The organism is Brevibacillus reuszeri (assembly GCF_001187725.1).
GTDB lineage: Bacteria > Bacillota > Bacilli > Brevibacillales > Brevibacillaceae > Brevibacillus > Brevibacillus reuszeri.
In genome coordinates this window covers 1,500,178-1,521,582 of record NZ_LGIQ01000009.1, presented here as the reverse complement: position 1 = coordinate 1,521,582, position 21,405 = coordinate 1,500,178, and the positions used below count along the sequence as shown (strand labels likewise).

The following is a 21,405-nucleotide window of genomic DNA, read 5'->3' as shown; positions in this document are numbered from 1 at the left end:
GCAAGGAGGTGTTCTTTGTGAAACGAATCGGAATGGCTCTCTCCGTTTCTGTGCTCGTGGCTGCCGCTCTTGCCGGCTGTTCACCGAACAAGGAACAGGGGACGGAAGACATGAACGGCAATCAGGCCAAATTCGAAGCGTACGGGATTAATTACCAAAATGATAATGCAGGCCGAGATAAAGGACCAGCTGCCATGATTAGTCAAAAAATGGTACACAAACGAGAGCCTCATCTCGTTGGGATTTTGGAGCGTCGTGCAGAGAGGCTTCCAGGCGTTGTAGACATCAAGGTCTTGGCCTATAAAGATACATTGCTTGTGGGCGTACTGCCTGTTGATACTCCCAAGGTGGATGAGGTCAATCCGAAGCCATCGATCCCGTATACTCCAGGAAAAATTATTCGTGTAGATAACGGACACCCGGATCATCTGCAAAAGCGAGTCGTGGACAGGATGCGCAGCAGGCTTCAAACAGAAACGCGCTTCAACGTCATGTATGTTTCTACAAATCGTGCGATCTACGATCAAATTGCAAACCTTCACTCACGGATTGTACGCGGCGAGCCAGTGAGTAATGAAGAGTTTCAAGTACTGGTCAACGATATCGGCTACACAGTAAAAGGCGTCAACCTCGTCGATTAACAACCATCCACCTGGATACCCGGGTGGGTTTTTTGTATGGCAGGAAAATAAACAGAAATGGGGAAATAGTCAAAAGAGAGTAGAGGAGAACGGCAAGGAGTGCAATTCATGAAATCATCCCATGTATCCATTTCCCAAATAACCCCACCGAGGCAAAAGCCATACGTACTCAGAAGACCCGCTCTGGCGAAAAAACTGCGGCTTCTGCATCATGCCCCGCTATGCCTGGTTCACGCGGGAACGGGCTACGGAAAGACCACTGCGCTGGCCACTTTTTTACACGATGCAGGTCTGGAAGCCAGCTGGTATTTTATCCGCACCCAGGACAGTAGGCTGCCGGTTTTTTTGGAGTGTCTTGTGGAAAGTGTACGCAGACTGCATCCGCATTTTGGTCAAGTGATTCTGGATCAGGTATGTGCTGTTGAACAAGTAGCGGACGAGAACCATCATCTGGACTGGCAAGCTATGGTGGAGCTGTTTGTAAGGGAGTGCCTCTCGCTTGAAGTGGAGCAGCTTGTCCTATTGGATGATTATCATTACATCGCGACCGGCAGCGATGTAGACTGTTTTGTGCAAAAATTGGCAGGGCAATTGCCGCCAAAAGTCAAGCTGATTTTACTGTCACGGGCTCGCCCGAATTGGCCTGAGCTGGAAATTTTAGCGGTTCGTGGGGAATGTGTAGAGCTGACAGCAGAAGATCTTCAATTTACGCGCGAAGAGTGTGAAGCTCTCTTTTTGGATCAATACGACGTTACCTTGACCCCGGATGAGTGGGAGCGGATCGAGCAGGTCTCTGCCGGTTGGATCATGGCATTGCGTTCTTTTGGTGAGAGAATCATGCGCGGAATGTCTGTCTCCGACAGCTTGCGCGATTTATCATCTGTGCTGCATTTGCTTGAGACGGAAGTATGGCTTGGACTGGATGACATCATGCAGCAATTTTTAATGGAGGCAGCTGTTCTCGAAGCATTTGTATTGGAGGATTGTCAGCAGGTGTTGGGCGAGTCTGGCGCAGAATTGCTCGCAAAAGCGCAAGGGAACAATTTGTTTCTGACAATGGACAAGCAGGGGATTTATTCGTTTCATCCACTGTTTCAGCGACTGTTGTCCAGTAAGCTTGCTTCGCAGACCGACACATATATCCGAGTCAATCGGCGAGCAGCCATTTGGCATCGGCGTAAAGGCGAAGAGGACAAGGCATTCGAGCGTTTACGTCTGATCGAGCAATGGGAGGTACTTGCAGAATGGCTGTTTCAGGCAGCTGAGCGGCTGCTGACAGCGGGACGACTGGACCTTTTGTACCAATGGCTAACGATTTTGCCAGACGCGGTCAAAGATCAGGAGCATTGGCTTTGGTACTACCAGGGGGAAGTGGAGCGATATCGCTGTATTTACTTCAAGGCGTTCGGTTCGTACGAGCATTTTCTTTCCCTCTGCGAGCAAAAGCTCGATCAAATCGGGCAATGCCGAGGTTTGGAGGGAATGGCACGGGTCCATTTGGATAGCGTACAGGGGGTAAGGGCAGAGGAATTGTTGAAAAAGGCGATCCAGCTGCTGCCACCAGTTGAACAAGCAAATGAAATGGCTCCGCGTCTCTATCGCTTGCTCGCCGAGATATATACGAATCGCGGAGATGCCAAGCAAGCCGCTGAATGGTATCGACGTAGTCAGGAGCTTGAACAGGAAACGGAAGTGGAGCTGGAATCGCGCCTGCTGTTTCGGACCGGACGCTTGCAGTCGTCGATTCAGCTATTGGAGAACAAATGGCGCATAGAGGAAACAAAGCAACCGTCATTAACTCGGTCCTATCGGGAAACCTCTCTGCTGCTTTCGTTTGTATATGCCTTGAATGGTGAGTGGGAACGAGGCTTACAGGCAGCGGAAACGGCAATTCAACTGGGAAAAGTAGCTGACTCACCGTTTGTAGAGGCAAACGGGTATGTGCGAAAAGCCCATGCGGCACTGATCAGCCAGCGTTTGCCGACGGACGAGATTCGCCGGCTGTATGAAAAAGGCTTGCAAATGATGGAGGAGCTGCAATCCACACGTGGAAAATCCGAGACTTTGCTCGGGCTGACACTTCTTTACGCTCGCGAGAAATCATTGGAGCAAGCGCTTCACTACGGACATCGAGGGATAAAAGAAACGGAGGCCATGCGAGATGACTGGCTCGGCAGCCTCGTTCGGCTCGCAGTCGGGATTGCTTATGCGACGCATGGGAAAGAGGCCGAAGCACAAAGCACGATTGAGGACTGCGCGGAGCGGCTCAGCCATTGCGGAGACAGTTATGGTGTCGTCATCTGTCAGCTGTGGCTCAGCTTTTTGGCGTATCGGAACAAAGAGTGGGATGTCTTCGTACCTGCTGTCACACAGGCGTTGTCCCTGATGCAGTCAGGCGAGTATCATTTTCTGCTGCAACGTCCGACCATGCTTACGCCTCAGGATGTTCAACAGCTGATGCCGGTTCTGCTCGAAGCGGAGCGGAGACAAGTTTTCCCCGATTATGTGTCCCAGCTTTTAAATGATTTGGGCTTGCAAAATGTGACCTTCCATCCGGGGTATACCTTGCGTATTCAAACGATGGGAAAATTCCGGGTGTGGCTGGGAGAGCGGGAGCTAAGTGAAAAGGCATGGCAGAGAGGCACAGCCAAATTATTGTTTCAATTGCTGCTGACGAAGCGCCAGCATTTGCTTGCCCGTGAGGAAATCATGAACAGCATGTGGCCAGAATCAGACGAGGAGTCTGCACTACGCGATTTTAAGGTAGCGCTGAATGCCCTCAATAAAGCACTGGAGCCTGATCGTGCTGCGCGTGCAGATACGTTTTTCATTCAGCGTCATGGCAGCTCGTACGGTTTCAATTTGGCTTCCGGGTACCATATTGATGTTGAGGAATTTGAAAAGCTGGTAGCTCGCGGATTGTCCGAACCGAATATCGAGCAGGCAGAGGTACTGCTGGAAAAAGGACTTGGCTATTACCAGGGAGATTACATGCCAGAGTGTCGCTACGAGGATTGGTGCGTAGAGGAGCGGGAGCGATTGCAGGGGTTGTTTTTACGGGGAGCAGAACGCCTGGCAAAAATCAGACTGAAAACCAATCAGGTGGAGAGCACCATTCGCTGGTGTGAGGCCATTTTGCGGGTCGACGACTGTTGGGAGGAAGCATACCGCTTGATGATGGTGGCTTACTTTCAATTGAACAACCGGACACAAGCGATACGCTGGTATGATAAATGTGTTGCAAAATTAAAGGAGCAGCTTGGTGTGGAGCCGATGCCTGCTACACAAGATACGTATCGTCAGATCGTGGGAAGCTAAAAAAGATCGCTCTTGCAGTGGTCTTTTTTTCGTTCACTGAAAGGCAGAAAGCTTTGGTTTGTGAGGGGAGTCCAGAAGGTTCGCGACATTATTTTTGACCACTTGACAAAACTAGGAAGGAAACATAAACTAATTTTTGTACTGACCAGTCAGTTCAAAAAAGTTAAAGGGGATGGAAGTGATGGCCTCATCAAAAAAAGATCACATTGCACAGGGAGCTTTGCGGGCTTTTGCCCAATATGGATTTAGCGAAACCTCGATGGATTCGATTGCCGAAATGGCACAGGTTGCAAAGGGAACATTGTACTACCACTTTTCCACGAAAGAGGAGCTGTTTCTCTATGTGATCGAAAAAGGCGTGAATATGCTGATTTACCATGTAGATACCGCGATGCAAAAGGATGAGCTTTCCCTGGAGGATCGCATGATGAATGTGCTGGATGAGCATCTTCGCTTCTTTTCCGAGAACCAAGAACTATGTTTTTTGTTGCTGAGCTTTTTCACGGGAGATGAGCAGCGTGATCAGATGGTCGGCAAGCTGCTGACGGGGTATTTTACAACGATGGAAACGTACATGATTGACTTGCAAAAGCAAGGCTACATCAGAGCGGATGCAGAAATTCGGACCGTCGCATCTGCCTTGTTCGGGATGATCGGCTTCACCGTGCTTCGCAAGCAGTTCCGCAAAGAGCCGGTGAACAGTGAAGCAGGAAGAAACACGTTGAAATATTTATTGGCAGGAATACTACAAACGAAATAATCGAGACATAGAGGAGAATGAACGATGAACAAACGTGCATGGATCGGGGTGGCTGGCTTTGCAGTCGGCATTACAGCACTTGGAACGATTTTGTTTGGACCAGGTATCGGAAGTGTAACAGGGAAAGGAAGTACACAAATCGCAGGGGTCATCGAGGGAACTGAAGTGGACCTGTCCTTCAAAATGGGTGGTTCGATTGAGCAGATTGCCTTAACAGACGGTGAAGAGGTAAAGGCGGGTCAACTCGTTGCAACATTGAACAGTGAAGAGCTTCTGGCGAAAAAGGAGCAGGCGGAAGCTGCCTACCATCTCGCGCAAGTAAAGCTGGAGCAAGCGAAAAAAGGGGTTTCCGTAACAGACAGCTCGAGTAGTGCTCAGGTGGATCAGGCACAAGCGGTAGTGAACTCCGCCAAAGCGCAGCTCGATGCGAATAAGAACGGTGCACGGGCAGAAGAAATTGCTCAGCTCAAAGCAAAGCTCTCGGCGGCACAAACCTCCAATCAAATTGCAGCTACCAATCTGGATCGGATGCAAAAGCTGTTGGTTGAAGGCGCAGTACCACAGGTAAAGGTAGAAGAAGCACAAATGCAGGCGGAAAAAGCAACTGCAGAACTGAAAGCTGCGGATGAGCAGCTGAAGATGGCACAATCAGGCTCTCGCCGCGAGCAAATTGATGCATCCCAGGCGCAATTGGATCAGGCAAAAGCAGCCTATGATCAGGCTGTAGCCGGTAGAGGACAGGTTGGACTGAAGCAGTTGGATGTCAAATCAGCTGAAGCTGGAGTGCAGCAGGCAAAAGGTGCCTTAGCTGAGATCGAAGCCTACATCAATAATACCAAGCTAACTGCGCCTGTCGATGGAATCGTCAAATCTGTCTCTGTCCAAAAAGGTGAACTGGTAGCACAAGGCTTCACAGTTATGACAATTCAAACCAAAGCAGACAATTATGTCAAATTCTATGTAAACGAGTACGCGCTTTCTACGATCAAACCTGGAGATATGGTGAAGCTGTACGTACCTGCATTGAAACGGGAAGTCGATGCGAAAATTGCAACGATTGCACCAGCAGCAGACTTTGCTGTGAAAAAAGCTACTCAAGAGCTTGGAGATCGTGATATCCGTTCCTTCCAGGTAAAGGTGCTTCTCGAAGGCTCAGAATTGCGTCCTGGATTGACTGTCGAATGGAAGCTCGAAGGGGCTGGTAGCGGTGAATAATTTTCCCCAACTTTTTTGGCAGGAATGGAGAAATCTTTTTACCAATAAAACAATTCGTAACGTCGTCTTCATTGTTCCGCTCATTTACCTGACGATGTTTGGCTTCCTCTACAGTGAGAAAAAAGTAATGGAAATCCCGACTGTGCTCGTAGATGCGGATCAAAGTGAGCTGAGCCGCGAATTGTACCGTGCTTTTGAGGTAGATAAGACGTTTCGGATCAATTCAATCGTTGGTACGGAAGAAGAGGCGATGAAGCTCGTAGATAAAGGCGAGGCGAACGTTGCGCTCATTATTCCACCGAGTCTGGAGCAGAATGTAAAAGCTGGGCGGGCAGCAGAGGTACTTACCGTCATTGACGGCAGCAACATGATGATTTCCAATACGGCGGTTCGGGCAGCCAGCACGGTGGTTAAAACCGTTTCCGCTGGAGCGACTCTGAAAAAACTGGAAGCAAAAGGAAGCTGGGGAGACGAAGGAAAGAACCTTTTTACGGGCATCGACTATCGCTATAGGGTCTTGTACAATCCGACATTCAGCTACTTGTCGTTCATGGTGTTTGGGTTGGCTGGTACAGTGTTGCAGCAGGTCCTGTTCCTCGGTGTGGCCCTCTCCGTAACGCAGCAAAAGGAAGCAGGAACATGGAAGCAAACGATGGCAACAAACAGCTTTTTTGCCATCACGTTGAGCAAGCTGCTGCCGTATTTCCTGGCTGGGACGTTGAATATGTTCCTCGGATTTACCCTGCTGTTAAAAGGCTTTGGCATCCCTTACTACGGCAGTACGGTTGATCTGATGATTGTCGCGAGCGCATTTAATCTGGCGGTTCTGTCGATCGGATATATGATTTCATTCTTCTCCAGTGATCAGCTTCAGGCTACTCAAATTGCGATGATGATCGCGGTTCCATCCTTCATGCTCTCAGGCTTTACATGGCCTTTCATGTCGATGCCGACTGTCATTGCTGCGATTGGGAAATCATTGCCGCTGACGTATTTTTTGGATGGCGTACGAGAAATTCTTACCAAGGGTCACGGCTTGTCCTATGTGAGTAACGACCTCGCTGCTTTGGGCTTTATGACGCTGGTTGGCTTGTTTGCTGCCTACGTCATTTACCTTGTGCAAACACGGAAAAAATCGGTAACAACGAGTGACTCCCCGAGCGCATAGGTAATTTTTGCGTAAAAGAAACGCTTGTGTTATAAAGAATCTTTCCTTTATACTTATTTAAAAAAAGGCAGATTCTTCAACACTAGGGGGACATTATGTCAGCGACTCATCTGAAACAATTGTGTGAAGAGACGTATACCAAGTTGAAAAGGGTTAGCATGGAAGTGGAACGTTATTTGAACCAGGTAACATTATCCGGTCTGGTTTCCGCATCAGGTGATCCGGAAGAGTTTGAATCCTACTACCGCAACTACCTTTCTGACCTGCGCCATTTGCTGGTCTACTGTGAGAATGCGTACGAACGGCTAGGGGTATCCCTGCGCCGAGCACGATTTAACGAGGAGTTTGCCGAGGAAGTGCTGTATCAGGTGTATCATACCTGTATCAATAACTTCTATTATCCCAAAGGCGAGGTCTATGATGAGGACGGGCGTTACTCTTATACCGGTCAAGATGCCATCATTTTTCGTAAACAGGTAACACCTGAACTGCAACAATTGACCCTTTCCTTATCTAGAATGTTTGAGCAAATGCGTGACGATCTGCAGTACTATGAGACAGATTACATTACAAAAAAACGGATGCAAAATGAACGAGCACAGGCATAAATTGCCTGTGCTTTTTTTCGTGCGCGATAACAGTACCTGACTTCTTACACCCCGACCGGTTGGCGAATAGAAGACATGATTTTCTCGACTTCATGAAGCATATCCTGACGAGCGGCATCTTCCACATAGGGAACGGCAGCAAAATTTTGATACGTTACATCGTAGCCGATCATTTGCAGGGTACCGTCCACAATCTGTTTTTTGACAACAGCATCGTATCCGTTTGCTGACATGGTTTCTGCCGATTCCCTCGTAGTTGTGATAACGATTGCCTGTTTATTTTGGAGCAGACCAACCGGACCATTTTCGGCGTAACGGAAGGCAAAGCCATTCGTAAAAATGCGATCGATGTAGCCTTTGAGAATGGCCGGAGCTGACCACCACCATACCGGGTAAATCATGACCAAAAGATCCGCATCCGTAATAATGGTTTGCTCGGATGCGATATCCTCCGACATGGTTCCTTGCTCGACACGGTGCATGTCCTCTGCTGTAAATACAGGCTGAAAATGCATTTGATAAAGATCGCGCAGCTCATAGGAAATATGCTGCTTGTCCAGCGATTGCTTCACACGTGAGAGGATCGCATGACAGAAGCTGTCTGTTCCTTCTTGGGCAAATACAATACATGCTTTCATATCCAATCCTCCTTTGTTAAAGGGCCAGAAATCATCTGTTGCTTCCACGCCTTATTGGAATCCAGCGCGAAGTCGCAACAAGAACTTATGGAACAAGCCACCCACTGTTTGCGGCTCAGGCTGCGGTGTTTGTGCAGGCTCTACCGGACGGAGCTGTCGCAAAGTCTGATTGACATCGATCATACCATAACCGTAGAGCTGATCATGCCCTGGAGGTCCGAGGTCGACAGCAGATTTGCGGATCACATCCATTACTTCGCTATTTTTCATATGCGGCTGGACCGAACGCACCAGTGCTGCTAAAGCGGCGACATGTGGACAAGCCATCGAGGTTCCTGACAGAGAAGCGTAGTCACTGTAAATGTAGGTGCTTGGAATATCAACACCCGGTGCGGAGACATCGAGGTGCTCGCCAAAGTTGGAAAAATCGGCGCGCTCCTTGCGATGATCGACAGCTGCAACGGAGAGGACTTCATCATAGGCAGCAGGGTAGCTCGGCTGATCGCTCGCATCATTGCCTGACGCTGCCACGAGGATCACATTCTTTTGAAACGCATACTGACACGCTTCTTTTAAAGCTGCAGACGAGGTGTAGTTGCCGACACTCAAATTGATGACATCTGCCCCATGATCGGTTGCCCAATAAATGCCCTGAGCGATATCTACCGCCGAACCAGAGCCGTCTGCGCCAATCGCTTTGATAGGCATTAGCTTGCTTTTCCAGGTCATCCCGGCGATTCCGTCCTTGTTATTCGTTTTGGCTGCGATGACTCCTGAGACATGCGTTCCGTGTCCGTTGTCGTCTTGTGGCTTATTATTGTCCTCAAGGATGTTATAGCCCTCGACAAGCTTGCCGGCAAATTCAGGATGCTTCATGTCGACGCCTGTATCAACCACGGCTACAAGGACATCACTGCTTCCTTCACTGATGTCCCAGCTTTTTTCCATCCCGATCAATGGTAAATTCCACTGATACTCCGTGTAGTACGTATCGTTTGGTTTACGGTTGGGAAGAAGCAGGTAATTCGGTTCAGCAAAAACGGAGTCGGGATGCTCTGCCAGCTTTTTCATTAATTGCTGGGTGGTCATACTGCGTGACTTGATGATCAAAAATTTATCAAAATCGCGTTTGATCTTGGCATCGAGGGAAGCTACCAAGGTATCAATCTTTTTTTGCTCCGGTCTGGGGGAGAAACGTACGACTACTTCATGCTCCACATAATGACTGCGATCCCGCGGGTTATGATGGAGTGTCTGGATATGGCTTTTTCCTTCCAAGCTCCGGCGGATGTCTTTGACCTGCTCGATATAGTTGATTCGTGGAATTGTTGAGTTTACCGAAGTGACTTTTGGATGAGGCTCGCGCATTTCCTGCTCCGCATTTTGATGCATACGATAAGGAATAGCAACAAGTCCGACCAAGGCGATGGCGACAGCTAGCGTGGGCAAGACTCGCAAAAAAATTCACTCCCTCCAGTGCTTATGGATATAGCCTGCACATGGCGAGAGTGATTATGAAGGAAATAGCTTACATTCGATTGTTAACAGGACGAACCCGTGTCTGGCGAAGAGAACGGCGAGGGAGCTTCCAGCCGTTATAGACTGAAATCATACGGCATAACACGACCGCCATGAATAGACCGTACAGCTCATTCACAGTAGTTGTCCATTTGAGCCCGACTGCCAATCCCGCACCCATTGCCCACATCGCATAAATTTCTTCTTTGAAAACGAGTGGTTTGCGACCTGCCAAAACATCTCTGATGATTCCACCGCCAATACCTGTCAGGACAGCAGCGACGATTGTAGCACTTAACGGGTAATTCATTTTTGTCGCATACATCGCACCTTGGATGGCAAAGGCAGACAGCCCGACAGCATCGAAAAACAGACCCCAGCGATCCCAGTAGCGAAGGTATTTTTGTGGAAGGATAAAAACAATAAGCATCGTGACAAGAGCAATTGTAAACAGTGTACCCTGATTCCAAAAAGCAGTAAGAGGTATGCCAAGCAGGATATTGCGCATGAGCCCGCCGCCAAAAGCGGTTGCCATTCCGAGAACGATTACCCCCAAGATGTCATATTCCTCTTCCATGGCAATGATGGCGCCACTTATGACAAACGCCACCGTGCCAATGATGTTAAACCATTCCCAAGACATGTAAAAAATCAGCGTCCTTCCATTTATATCAAACCTAGCTGTGACAAACCGTGATGGATACCACCCTCATCAACGTGGCGGGTAATCATATTGGCGTGCGGCTTCAACTCATCATGAGCATTGCCCATCGCAACCCCCATGCCTACAAAGGAGAGCATTTCTTTATCGTTTAGTCCGTCTCCAAATGCTACGGCTTCGGCAGAAGAAATGCCATAGTGCTGCAAAATCGCTTCAATCCCTCGCGCCTTGGAACCATTTGGAGGCAAGACATCCAGAACCTGTGGATGCCAGCGAATATAGGAGACCTCATTAAAACGACCGATATATGGATGCTCATTTTGCTCGTTGCAGTAGAGAAAAGCCTGATAAATGGGTGTTTCCTTCCAGTAACCGGGACGGTGGTCAGGGTGTGGCAATTTCAGTGAATCAAAAGATTCCATCACATCTGGATGGTTGCTGACATTGGCAAAGCATGTTTCTGCACCGAGGAAGACCATCGGATGATTGTTGCTGTCAGCCATTCCCTCCAGTGTTGCCAGTGTTTCGATCGCTACTGGCGTGTGATGGATCAGTTCTCCCCCGCTCACTGCGTAGGAGCCGTTAAAACCGACAAAGGTATCAATTCCGAGTTGTGCGGCAATCGGCTTCAGATGATAGGGAGAGCGGCCAGTCGCAATGGCTACCTTCACACCATTTTCTTTCAAACGGGAAACAGCTCTGATTGTTGTCTCTGGAATCGTGTGCGCTGTATCCAGCAGCGTCCCATCGATATCAAAAAAGACGATTTTGTAGTTCATTTGTTTTCCTCTCCACTCTTTTTCTATGTGATCTCTCTTACAGGCATTTTCACACAAAAAAATAGGAAAAGGAATGCCCGGAAAAGACATTCCTCTTCACTTTGCTTTTAGAATACAGCCTGCTGTGTCTCGCTGTCAAATAGGTGACATTTGGAAAGATCCATACCAAGCTTCACTGTCATTTTTGGCTTCAAGCCTTCACGTGCATCAACGCGTGCAACCATCTGTGCATCACCGATGTTGGTAAAGTAAACATACAGCTCTGAGCCCATATTTTCTACGACTTCGACCTCTGCCTGAAGAAAGCTTTCAAACGGATTAGCTTCCAAAAAAGAAGAGTCGCTGTAAATATCTTCTGGTCGAATACCAAAAATGGCAGATGTATTCACATACCCTTTATCACGAATGAGCTTGGCTTTATCGTCAGGAAAACGAATGTGAATGTTAGGGGCTTCAAATACACAGACCCCATCTTTTTCAAAAACGCTTCCTTTTACAAAATTCATTGCAGGTGAACCGATAAAGCTGGCAACGAACAGATTAACTGGCTTGCTATAGATTTCAGTAGGGGTGTCAACCTGCTGGATAAAGCCGTCTTTCATTACGACGATCCGATCGCCCATGGTCATCGCTTCAGTCTGGTCGTGCGTGACATAAATGATCGTCGTATTTAAACGCTGGTGCAGCTTGAGGATTTCCGTGCGCATTTGAACCCGCAGTTTGGCATCCAGGTTTGAAAGCGGCTCATCCATCAAAAATACTTGGGGCTCTCGCACGATCGCTCGGCCAAGCGCCACGCGCTGCCTTTGACCACCCGACAAAGCTTTTGGCTTCCGATCCAACAGATGGGTAATATCTAATATACGAGCAGCTTCCTGGATGCGTTTTTCAATTTCCGATTTGGAAAATTTGCGCAATTTGAGGCCGAATGCCATATTTTCATAAACGTTCATGTGAGGGTAAAGCGCATAGCTCTGAAATACCATGGCAATATCCCTGTCTTTGGGAGCGACATCATTCACACGTCGATCCCCTATGTACATGTCACCTTCCGAGATTTCCTCCAGACCGGCTATCATACGCAGGGTTGTGGATTTGCCGCAACCAGAAGGACCTACGAGAACGAGGAACTCGCGGTCTTGAATATCGAGATGAAAGTCGTCAACCGCCGTTACTTGATTGCCATAGCGTTTGTAGATGTGGGAAAGCGTCACCTTTGCCATTTGGAAAGCACCTCCAAAAATGAATGGTATGCGGTCTTGTGGGATTGTTACAAGAATCGTATCAGGATCGGCAAGGATGAGCTATAGCTATAATGTACAAAATGTTTTGTTAATTCTGACGAAATAACAAATAAAGCTGCAATAGTACGGCATCAGAAAACATGCGCGGGTCTAGTCCCGTTTGTTCTGTCAGCTTGTCCAATCTGTACAAGAGCGTGTTTCGATGAAGGAAGAGCTGTCTGGCTGTGTCACTCACATTTAACTGGCGAGAAAATAATGTCTCCAAAGTCTCTACCTGCTCGGCATTCAGCTGTGGAATCGAAGCGAGCGAGCGGATCTGATTGGAAATGGCCGTGGCAGCTTGTGATGGAAGGGACGAGGCCCAGCGTTCAAGAAGATGCAACCAGCTTCCGGCAACCATCGTACGAGGACGAAAGTGCGCAATCGCATGAGAAAGGGAGAGTAATTGCATGAGCTCCTTATCCAGTACAGTAGGAGCAGATAATGGGAGACCTGCCAGTATACGAATATTTTCCATGTATTCTGTGGTAATCAGATCATGTAATCCTGAAGCCCATTCAAGCAATTCCTCTTTTTCACTCTGATTTGCAAGCATAGATAAAGGGACGATAAGGAAAAGATAGGAGTGATTCAATGGAACGAAGATAAGCGATGGGCTTGATTGTTCATTGCTTTTAAAGAAGTCATGCAAAACGGGCTGCAAAGCAGTCCATTCGAATGTGCTGTCTACCCGACATCTTTCCAAAAGAAAACAGACACGCTCCTCTCGCCAGGGCCATTGCTGCTCCAAACGAGCAGGGAAAGGGCGATGGTTTCCTACGGCGATTCCTTGTAACCAGGAGCCGATTTGCTCTGGAATCGAAGTCTTTTGCAGGGGCTGAGTAAAAAACAGGCCAAGCATTGCTCTTGCTGCAGGATGCCATTTACTCGATTCGATCAGGACGAGCCATATTCCATCCGTATCTTGTGCAGAAGTGACCAGCTCCCAGCCTCGTTCTTTATGCGTTTGCTGGAGTTCTTCTACTTTATTTGCTTCCGTTTGCAGGCAAGTAATAGGCAGACTGGTTGCTTGGTGAATTTTCTCCACATCTTTTATCCAATTTTCCATGGGAGCCTCCTCTCAAAAAAATAGAGTAAGGCTATTATACCTTACTCCAGTGCAAGTGTGGCGGCCGACTCCTGCAAAACAGGCGCTCCTGAAGCCGATTCGAAGCGAGCTGTAGGTGTCGAGGCCCCAATTAGCGTATGCAGTGTCAATTCAGGACGGGAGCGCAAACGGATGTTGACGCCGGTCTGTCCAAGTCCTTCACTGATGTAGAACGGTCTGCCGTCCATTTCGTGCAAGCCTTTGACCATATTCAGTTTTGGCAGCTGGCCCATTTTGGCCAAATGAAAGGGACGTGGCCAGTGAATTTGTCCTCCGTGAAAATGACCGGAGAGCAGGTAATCATAGGTGTATTCTTTCATTTGAAGAACGACATTGGGGTCATGAGTCAATACGAGTCTGGCTCCTGCTTCGGGTACATGCTGAAACGATTTGGCGAGCTTGCTTCGGCCTGTGGCAAAATCATCAACGCCAATGATATGAAGTGGCTGGCCATGATGAGAAACCGTTTCATGCTCATTGACAAGCACACGGCATCCAAGCTGTTCCAGCGCCAGTTTCAATTCGCGCAGCTTCGAGGCTTTCAATACATAATCATGGTTTCCAAAAACAACGAATGTTCCTAAGGCAGGCCGCAGGAGCATGACTGTTTGGACATAGGCAACGGCTTTCGGGATATTTTTTTGTCGATCGAGCAAATCTCCTGTAATGGCAATCAGATCAATAGGCTGGTCTGAAAATTTCTCGACGATATGATCGGCATCAACAGACAGATTTTCCATGTGCAGGTCAGACAAATGCAAAACAGACAGTGCTTCCCAACCGCTTGTATCTTTCATTCGAGCTGATTTTTGCAAAGGGATCGTTACAAACTGGGTATGAACATCAAATGTATTGCGGTAAGCACGAATCAGCAACAAAGCGACAGCAACTGCAAGTAAAATCCAGGTCATGGTAGTTTGCCATCTCCTTTGTTTTAGTCATGTGAATAACGTTCATTATACTAGATTTTTTCTTTAATCGAATAAGTAGGTTTTTGGTAGAAGGAATTTGACACAAGGTGCAGAAATATTATGAATGTTGCGGTGTATAGAATCATAATTTTAGAGGCATTAGGAGAGTGATCACATGAACGTAGAAAAAATTCCGGCAACGGAAGGCCGGTTTAATCTGCAAAATTACGATGAAACCTACGCTAATTTTGACTGGGCTGAAGTAGAAAAACAGTTTACCTGGTACGAAACAGGCAAAGTGAACATGGCTTACGAGGCGATCGATCGCCATTTGTTGACAGACAAGAAAGACAAGCCAGCACTCCTATACAGTGATTTGACCAGAGAAGAGACTTACACGTATGCGCAATTGAGTGAACTATCCAACAAATTTGGAAACGTTCTGCGCAAGCTGGGGATTCAGAAGGGCGATCGTGTATTTGTCTTCATGCCGCGTACGCCTGAGCTTTATGTAAGCGTTTTAGGAACGATCAAGGTAGGGGCAATCGTCGGGCCACTTTTCGAAGCATTCATGGAAGCGGCTGTACGCGATCGCTTGTCTGACAGTGAGGCAGTTGCGATTGTAACGGTTCCTTCTCTGTTGTCGCGCATTCCTGTTGACGAGCTACCAGCGCTCAAGCATGTCATTCTCGTAGGTGGAGCGGATGAGCAGAAAGAGGGAGTCACCAGCTTTGAGGCCGCAATGGCAGAGGCGTCTTCCGAGCTTGAGATCGAGTGGGTAGATCGCGAGGACGGCATGATCCTGCACTACACATCCGGATCAACAGGAAAGCCAAAAGGGGTGCTGCACGTACACAACGTGATGATTCAGCACCTGCAAACAGGAAAATGGGTATTGGATTTCCAAGATGACGATATTTACTGGTGTACCGCTGACCCAGGCTGGGTAACAGGTACAGCCTACGGTATTTTCTCCCCATGGCTGAATGGTGTGACCAACGTCGTCCGCGGTGGACGCTTTACGCCGGAAGACTGGTACAAAACGATTGAAAAATACAAGGTCACCGTCTGGTACAGTGCTCCAACAGCTTTCCGTATGCTGATGGGAGCAGGCGATGAAGTTGTGAAGAAATTTGATCTGTCCAGCCTTCGTCACGTACTGAGCGTGGGCGAACCGCTCAATCCGGAAGTCGTTTACTGGGGACTGCGCGTATTCAATCACCGCATCCACGACAACTGGTGGATGACAGAAACGGGCGGACAGCTGATTTCCAACTTCCGCAGCATGCCGATCAAGCCAGGCTCCATGGGCAAACCAATCCCTGGCGTGCACGCTGCAATCATCGACAATCAAGGAAACGAGCTGCCGGCTAATCGCATGGGCAATTTGGCAATTCGTGTGGGCTGGCCAGCCATGATGAGAAAAATCTGGAACAATCCAGCAAAATACGAAGAGTACTTCCACATTCCTGGCTGGTATGTATCCGGTGACTCGGCGTACAAGGATGAAGAAGGCTACTTCTGGTTCCAAGGGAGAATTGATGACGTCATCAATACATCTGGTGAGCGTGTAGGTCCATTTGAGGTGGAAAGCAAGCTGGTTGAGCATCCAGCCGTAGCAGAAGCGGGTGTCATCGGAAAGCCTGATCCTTTACGTGGTGAAATTATTAAAGCATTCATCTCCTTGCGTTCCGGCTATGAGCCAAGTGAAGCGTTGATGGAGGATATCCGCAAGTTTGTGAAAGAAGGTCTCGCGGCACATGCTGCTCCACGCGAAATTGAATTCCGCGACAAGCTGCCGAAAACGCGCTCTGGTAAAATTATGCGCCGCGTCTTGAAGGCATGGGAGCTGGGCCTGCCGACGGGCGACCTGTCCACAATGGAAGATTAATCAAGCAAAAAAACCATCTGTCCGATTTGGGGAGATGGTTTTTTCGTTTGTTATGAGCATTACTCGGATCTCTTCTTTTCCTGGCAATGATGCTCTGCCTCATGTGAATGTGGATCTGCCCCCACCTGGCAGTGCAAGTCACCATGCTGAACAGAGGAGTTCTCAATTTGGATGGTGGCATGGGTGATTCCAAAGTCATGCCGAAGCAGCTCAAGGGCTTCATTCAAAAGCGGATAGCTGGGCAAGTGGTCTTCTACGATCAGATGGCAGGTGAGTGAATCGAAGCCGGAGGTGACCGTCCAAATATGAAGATCATGCACTTTTGTTACCCCAGCCAGTTGACTCAATTTGCTTTCGACCAACGTCAAGTCGATTTGCGAAGGTGTGCTTTCCAGCAAAATATTGACGGAGTCTTTGGTGACCCGCCAAGCACTAAGCAGGATCAGGACAGCAACGATAACACTGATTAACGGGTCGGCGATGTACCAGTCAAAGGACCACATCAAGATACCACCGACAATCGCACCGACCGATCCGAGAAGATCACCGAGTACGTGAAGAAAGGCGCTGCGAACATTTACGTTGTCTTTAAAATCGCCACGCATCAGGACGAAGGCAGCGGCGATATTGGCGAGTAAGCCGATTGTCGCAATGATAATCATTTTTCCACTCGCAACTTGAGGTGGGTCAAAGAAGCGTTGGTAGGCTTCCCAGAAAATGATCAAGGAAATGACGACCAAGGTTACGCCATTTATCAGTGCAGCCAGTATCTCGAAGCGATGAAGACCAAACGATCGTTTTGCCGTTGGGGGACGTGCTGCAAAATGGATGGCAATCAGGCTAAGCAGCAGCGCTGATGCGTCGCTTAGCATATGGCCTGCATCGGAGAGTAGGGCCAAGCTATTCGTGAGGAAACCCCCGATAACTTCTACGATTAAAAACAAGCTAATGATAATGAAGGAGACGAGTAAGGCTTTTTTGCTCGCGCCTTTTCCATGATGATGATGTCCGTGGCCGTCTCCATGGTCGTGATGATGACCCATGAGAATACCTCCTTTTATAAGTGTGTTGCCAAATAGGCTGCATCGTACCCTACGCCACCCAGGAGAGCGGATTGGCGATTATATTGCCAGGGAAGTCCGAGAAAGAATAGTCCTGAAACATGACTGACACCTCGCTTGTGCAGGGGAGCCCCCTTTTCATCTAAAGCCAGAGGGATGTCGAGCCATTCATAACCCGGACGAAATCCGGTTGCCCAGATGATATTGGTGATCGGCTCCTGATGACCTCCTGCAAAAGTAGCTGTACTGCCAGTGATCTTGACCGTTTTTTGGACCATGCGAATTTGTCCGTCTTGTACCAACCGACGCAGCTGTGCTCGATATCCAAAAATGGGATCGGGCTTTTTGCTGAGCCTTTTTCCTAGCCAAGAAGTGATGGGAGCGGTTAATAATCCAGTAGCCCGCATGTAATCAAAAATAGTTTTTCCCAAAAAAGAAAGTGGCAGGAACGAACGGGATTGCCCCATGGAAAAAGTGACGGGCCTACTCGCTGCCAATTCTACGGCGAGCTGTGCTCCTGAATTGCCGCCCCCTACGATAAGCACGGGACCATCTTTTAATTGCTGCTCGTTTTTAAAGTGGGAGGTGTGAATCTGACGAACGCCATCCGCAATATCCGTTACGATCGGCGGTAGGTAGGGAGTATGGAAAGGTCCCGTTGCTACGACCAGTTTTTCCGCATGATAGAGCCCGTGATTGGTGTGCACGGTAAAGCCTGTGTCAGCTTTCATTACCAGGATGACCTCAGTCTCATGCTGGATAGGAAACTGGAAATTATTAACATAATCTTCTAAATAATTTGCCGCTTCATCCTTTGTCGGAAGTCCATCGCGTTCCCCTGAAAAGGGGAGGCCAGGCAAATCGCAATAACGCCGGGGAGTGAACAAAACGAGTGAGTCGTATCGCTCGCGCCAACTGTCTCCGATCCCGCTATTTTTATCCAAAAGAAGAAAGCGGCGCCGTTTTTGCTGCAAATAATAGGCGATCGCCAAGCCTGCTTGACCCGCTCCGATGACAATAACGTCGTAGTTGTTCATAGAAAAACGCCTTCTTTCCTTTCCGTGTTCAGCTAAATATTACCACATATATTTAAACATTCAAGTAATTGTTTGAATGAAATGCAAAAAAGAATAAAGACCGCCATGAAATCGACGGTCTTTTGGGGAGTTCATATGTCAAAAACGAGCATGATCAGCTTGCTGTGCGAGAGTAGATGCGATGCAAAGTCAAATCTCCACGATGACGTACGTAGAGGGGGCCCCAGGACGGGTTGGCATCATGCATGCTTTTCAGAAGACTTGTCATGCCAGTGAAAGCTTCTCTTACGGAAACCTCGCCTGCAATCGCTCCAGTTACAGCAGCTGAAACGACATGAGCAGCATACATCCCGGATACAATACAATCCTGTACGTCAACAGAGCTTTCCAGATGCGCCCGTATCTCCTGGACAATTCGCTCATCATGGTTGTGCCAGTTTTGAATATCTCCGAAAGCATGTCCTTCCAGACTCATAAGACGTGTCTGTGTGATGGCTTGCGCGACGATTGCTGCAGATTGCTTGATTAATTCGACATCGACACTTGCTCGACCGAGTGTGATGGAGGTGAGGTCCTTGTCCGTTTCTTCCTGTAGAGCACTTGCCCAATCCTCGGCGTAATCAAAGTGTAGCAGGCGCACGGTTTCTGCTGCCAGATAGCCACGCAAAATATCGGCAGGATGCGGATCAGCCTCGGGTCCAGTATTACGCAAAATAGCTTTTCCTTTATACGCCTGATTTAGTCCGCGGAAATAGCCGATCAAGCCGATGCCTGCCGCCGGTCCGGTATTGAGTATGCCGAGTACATCCGACGCGGTCTCATCGATTCGCAATGACCAGTAATCGGCGATGGCACGATTGTCCAGCTCAGTCCATAAGGCATCGTAAACCGTTTTTTGCAGCTCGCCAAGCAGGCCGATGTCAGCATGCAAAATATCATGTCCAGCTGTCTCATGACCGAGGGCTGACCATGCCAACAAACCATGGTGGGCATTGGCTGGAGGCAAATTGACAATTCCAGTTTTGATTCCAAAATGTGAAGCTGCTTCTACTGTCCACGTATAGGGACCAAAGTGCGGCCGTCCCCATTTGACGAGAGGAGCGATCAAGCTTTGATCAGGAGGCTTAATACCTTTCCTGTCCTCCTCACTCAAAAAGCCGTCATACAAATCACTTACCACTTCCTGAAAAGCATCTGTCGCTTCTTTTTCGTACCCTTCTTTGTTTTGCAAGATGGCTTGGGCAATATCACAAAACAGCCCTGCCTCGCGTTCCTTTCGCGGGTCGCGTCTCATCATGCTTGTAAATCCAGCTTCGGTGAGCTTGTCCATTGCTTGCATAAACGGATGGTACACATGTTCACGGTAAAGTGGGGGAAGAGAGCTAGCTGCATCATGTAGGCGCTCCTGCAACGAGTGGTACTCAACAGGATCGAGGGGACCCGTATTCTGGTCCAGGGCAGCTGCCGTTACATCCTCCATGCTTTGTTGCAGATGACGAAAATCAGGACGGTTCATGCGTGACGCCTCCTATCGTACAGAGATTTGGCTCTGAACAGCGAGTTACGTCCAACCTTTTATGAGCGGCTTGTTTGGGGACTCGCCTCCTTTCCAGTGGAATGGAACGAGAAACAGTGTGAGGAATAAGAAGTGTGTCCACTTATTATAAAATGGTTTGAATTGGAAAAAAAGAGCAGGCGTATAGGCGATTAGTCACAAAAATAGAGGAAAGCAGCAGGAATTTTATGCTTTGGTATATAATTAGGAATGATAACGATTTATGGGTCAGGAGGAAGTCATTTTGCTCGCAAAAATTCGTCACTTTTTCATAGAGATTATCGGGGCGCTCATTCTCGGGCTGGCTGTTGTCTTGTTGACTGTCAACGGGACTATCGGCATGTTTACCGGATGGAAGATCGAATGGTCCCCGCAATGGCTGGATGTCAAAACCTTTTTTCTTAGCATCGTACTGGAAGCCATTCCTTTTGTGCTTTTGGGAGTTTTTTTCTCAGCGTTTATCCAAACGTTTATTACTGAGGAGCAGGTCAGGCGCTGGACACCGAAAAGCATGATCATTGGACTTCCCTTTGCAGGCTTGCTCGGCTTTTTGTTCCCAGTTTGTGAGTGTGCAATCATTCCCATTGTGCGCAGGCTGATTCAAAAAGGGATGCCGTTGCCTGTTGGGATTACGTTTTTATTGGCTGGGCCAATCGTCAATCCTGTCGTGCTTTCGTCCACGTATGTTGCTTTCTCCAGATACCCTGATATGGCGCTGTATCGAGGTGTTGCTGGTTTTGTAGTCGCGATTATGGTCGGGATGCTGGTTTTTCTTTTTGTGAAAAAGAATCCGCTTCGCCTTGGCATGGAATCGCAGAATCGACATGAAGCTCTGCACACCGAGGCAGCACGTGGAAAGCTTTCCGCTACCTTTTCACATGCGGTGGACGAATTTTTTGACATGGGGAAATATTTACTGTTTGGGGCTTTTATTAGCGCGCTTCTACAAGTGTTTGTCAGCAGGGAAATTCTCGTGAATATTGGGCAAACGCCCCTTACGTCCAATTTAGTGATGATGGGCATGGCCTATCTGTTTTCCCTTTGCTCAGAGGCGGATGCTTTTATCGCCGCATCGTTTTCCAATTCATTCCACAGCAGCTCGCTGCTGGCCTTTCTCGTGTTTGGTCCGATGCTCGATTTCAAAACAACATTGATGCTGCTTGGTACCTTTCGTTTCGGGTTTGTTGTAAAGCTTGTGGTGGCCGTCACGGTCCTGGTATTGGCCGTTACGATGCTCATGCCGGTTTAGGGGG

At 48.3% G+C, this 21,405-nt stretch carries 18 protein-coding genes; 8 read left to right on the top strand and 10 right to left on the bottom strand.

All coding sequences use genetic code 11. The features are described from left to right. Nucleotides 1–17: 17 nt before the first annotated feature. The 6 genes from ADS79_RS21595 (at nt 18) to ADS79_RS21570 (ending at nt 7,710) form a co-directional block, all read left to right on the top strand. Nucleotides 18–641, top strand: coding sequence for a YhcN/YlaJ family sporulation lipoprotein (locus ADS79_RS21595; protein ID WP_049740434.1), 624 nt, complete (start codon nt 18–20; stop codon nt 639–641). Nucleotides 642–749: 108 nt separating this feature from the next. Beyond that, a complete protein-coding gene (locus ADS79_RS21590) occupies nt 750–3,959 on the top strand; it encodes an AfsR/SARP family transcriptional regulator (protein ID WP_049740433.1) in 3,210 nt (1,069 codons plus the stop codon). Nucleotides 3,960–4,140: 181 nt separating this feature from the next. Next, entirely contained in the window at nt 4,141–4,719 is a 579-nt protein-coding gene (locus tag ADS79_RS21585; protein WP_049740432.1) for a TetR/AcrR family transcriptional regulator, read from the top strand. A gap of 24 nt (nt 4,720–4,743) precedes the next feature. After that, a complete protein-coding gene (locus ADS79_RS21580; RefSeq protein ID WP_049740431.1) occupies nt 4,744–5,934 on the top strand; it encodes an HlyD family secretion protein in 1,191 nt (396 codons plus the stop codon). Further along, nucleotides 5,927–7,102, top strand: a complete 1,176-nt coding sequence (locus tag ADS79_RS21575) for an ABC transporter permease (RefSeq protein ID WP_049740430.1) — start codon at nt 5,927–5,929, stop codon at nt 7,100–7,102. The genes ADS79_RS21580 and ADS79_RS21575 overlap by 8 nt, the downstream gene beginning before the upstream one ends. A 95-nt stretch (nt 7,103–7,197) precedes the next feature. Continuing rightward, on the top strand, nt 7,198–7,710 hold the full coding sequence (locus ADS79_RS21570; protein ID WP_049740429.1) for a DUF3907 family protein: 513 nt from the start codon (nt 7,198–7,200) through the stop codon (nt 7,708–7,710). A gap of 44 nt (nt 7,711–7,754) precedes the next feature. Here ADS79_RS21570 and ADS79_RS21565 read toward each other — a convergent pair whose 3' ends face one another. The 7 genes from ADS79_RS21565 to ADS79_RS21535 all read right to left on the bottom strand — a co-directional run bounded on the left by ADS79_RS21565 (nt 7,755) and on the right by ADS79_RS21535 (nt 14,608). After that, nucleotides 7,755–8,348, bottom strand: coding sequence for an NAD(P)H-dependent oxidoreductase (locus ADS79_RS21565; protein WP_049740428.1), 594 nt, complete (start codon nt 8,346–8,348; stop codon nt 7,755–7,757). A 51-nt stretch (nt 8,349–8,399) separates the two neighbouring features. Then, nucleotides 8,400–9,806 (bottom strand): S8 family peptidase, encoded by a 1,407-nt coding sequence (locus ADS79_RS21560; protein ID WP_049740427.1) that lies wholly within the window; start codon nt 9,804–9,806, stop codon nt 8,400–8,402. A 70-nt stretch (nt 9,807–9,876) separates the two neighbouring features. Continuing rightward, on the bottom strand, nt 9,877–10,509 hold the full coding sequence (locus ADS79_RS21555; RefSeq protein WP_049740426.1) for a trimeric intracellular cation channel family protein: 633 nt from the start codon (nt 10,507–10,509) through the stop codon (nt 9,877–9,879). Nucleotides 10,510–10,532: 23 nt separating this feature from the next. After that, complete coding sequence (locus ADS79_RS21550; protein ID WP_049740425.1) at nt 10,533–11,306, bottom strand: Cof-type HAD-IIB family hydrolase; 774 nt, start codon at nt 11,304–11,306, stop codon at nt 10,533–10,535. Nucleotides 11,307–11,413: 107 nt separating this feature from the next. Continuing rightward, nucleotides 11,414–12,529 carry an ABC transporter ATP-binding protein gene (locus tag ADS79_RS21545; RefSeq protein ID WP_049740424.1) on the bottom strand — a complete coding sequence of 372 codons (1,116 nt, stop codon included), beginning with the start codon at nt 12,527–12,529 and terminating at the stop codon, nt 11,414–11,416. Nucleotides 12,530–12,638: 109 nt separating this feature from the next. Next, nucleotides 12,639–13,658, bottom strand: coding sequence for a PucR family transcriptional regulator (locus tag ADS79_RS21540; protein WP_049740423.1), 1,020 nt, complete (start codon nt 13,656–13,658; stop codon nt 12,639–12,641). Nucleotides 13,659–13,699: 41 nt separating this feature from the next. After that, entirely contained in the window at nt 13,700–14,608 is a 909-nt protein-coding gene (locus tag ADS79_RS21535) for a metallophosphoesterase (protein WP_049740422.1), read from the bottom strand. Nucleotides 14,609–14,783: 175 nt separating this feature from the next. Between ADS79_RS21535 and acsA the strand changes: the two genes are divergently transcribed. After that, the gene (gene acsA / locus ADS79_RS21530; RefSeq protein ID WP_049740421.1) at nt 14,784–16,499 is read left to right on the top strand and encodes an acetate--CoA ligase; all 1,716 of its coding nucleotides are present in this window, start codon (nt 14,784–14,786) and stop codon (nt 16,497–16,499) included. Nucleotides 16,500–16,558: 59 nt separating this feature from the next. Here the strand turns inward: acsA and ADS79_RS21525 are convergent, their stop codons facing one another. The 3 genes from ADS79_RS21525 to ADS79_RS21515 form a co-directional block, all read right to left on the bottom strand. After that, complete coding sequence (locus tag ADS79_RS21525; RefSeq protein ID WP_049740420.1) at nt 16,559–17,542, bottom strand: cation diffusion facilitator family transporter; 984 nt, start codon at nt 17,540–17,542, stop codon at nt 16,559–16,561. Nucleotides 17,543–17,556: 14 nt separating this feature from the next. Then, nucleotides 17,557–18,597, bottom strand: a complete 1,041-nt coding sequence (locus tag ADS79_RS21520; protein ID WP_049740419.1) for a flavin-containing monooxygenase — start codon at nt 18,595–18,597, stop codon at nt 17,557–17,559. A 154-nt stretch (nt 18,598–18,751) separates the two neighbouring features. Further along, a complete protein-coding gene (locus tag ADS79_RS21515) occupies nt 18,752–20,113 on the bottom strand; it encodes a hypothetical protein (protein ID WP_049740418.1) in 1,362 nt (453 codons plus the stop codon). A 283-nt stretch (nt 20,114–20,396) separates the two neighbouring features. On the opposite strand from ADS79_RS21515, the gene ADS79_RS21510 reads away from it, so the two are divergent. Then, nucleotides 20,397–21,401, top strand: coding sequence for a permease (locus ADS79_RS21510; protein WP_049740417.1), 1,005 nt, complete (start codon nt 20,397–20,399; stop codon nt 21,399–21,401). Nucleotides 21,402–21,405: the final 4 nt, after the last annotated feature.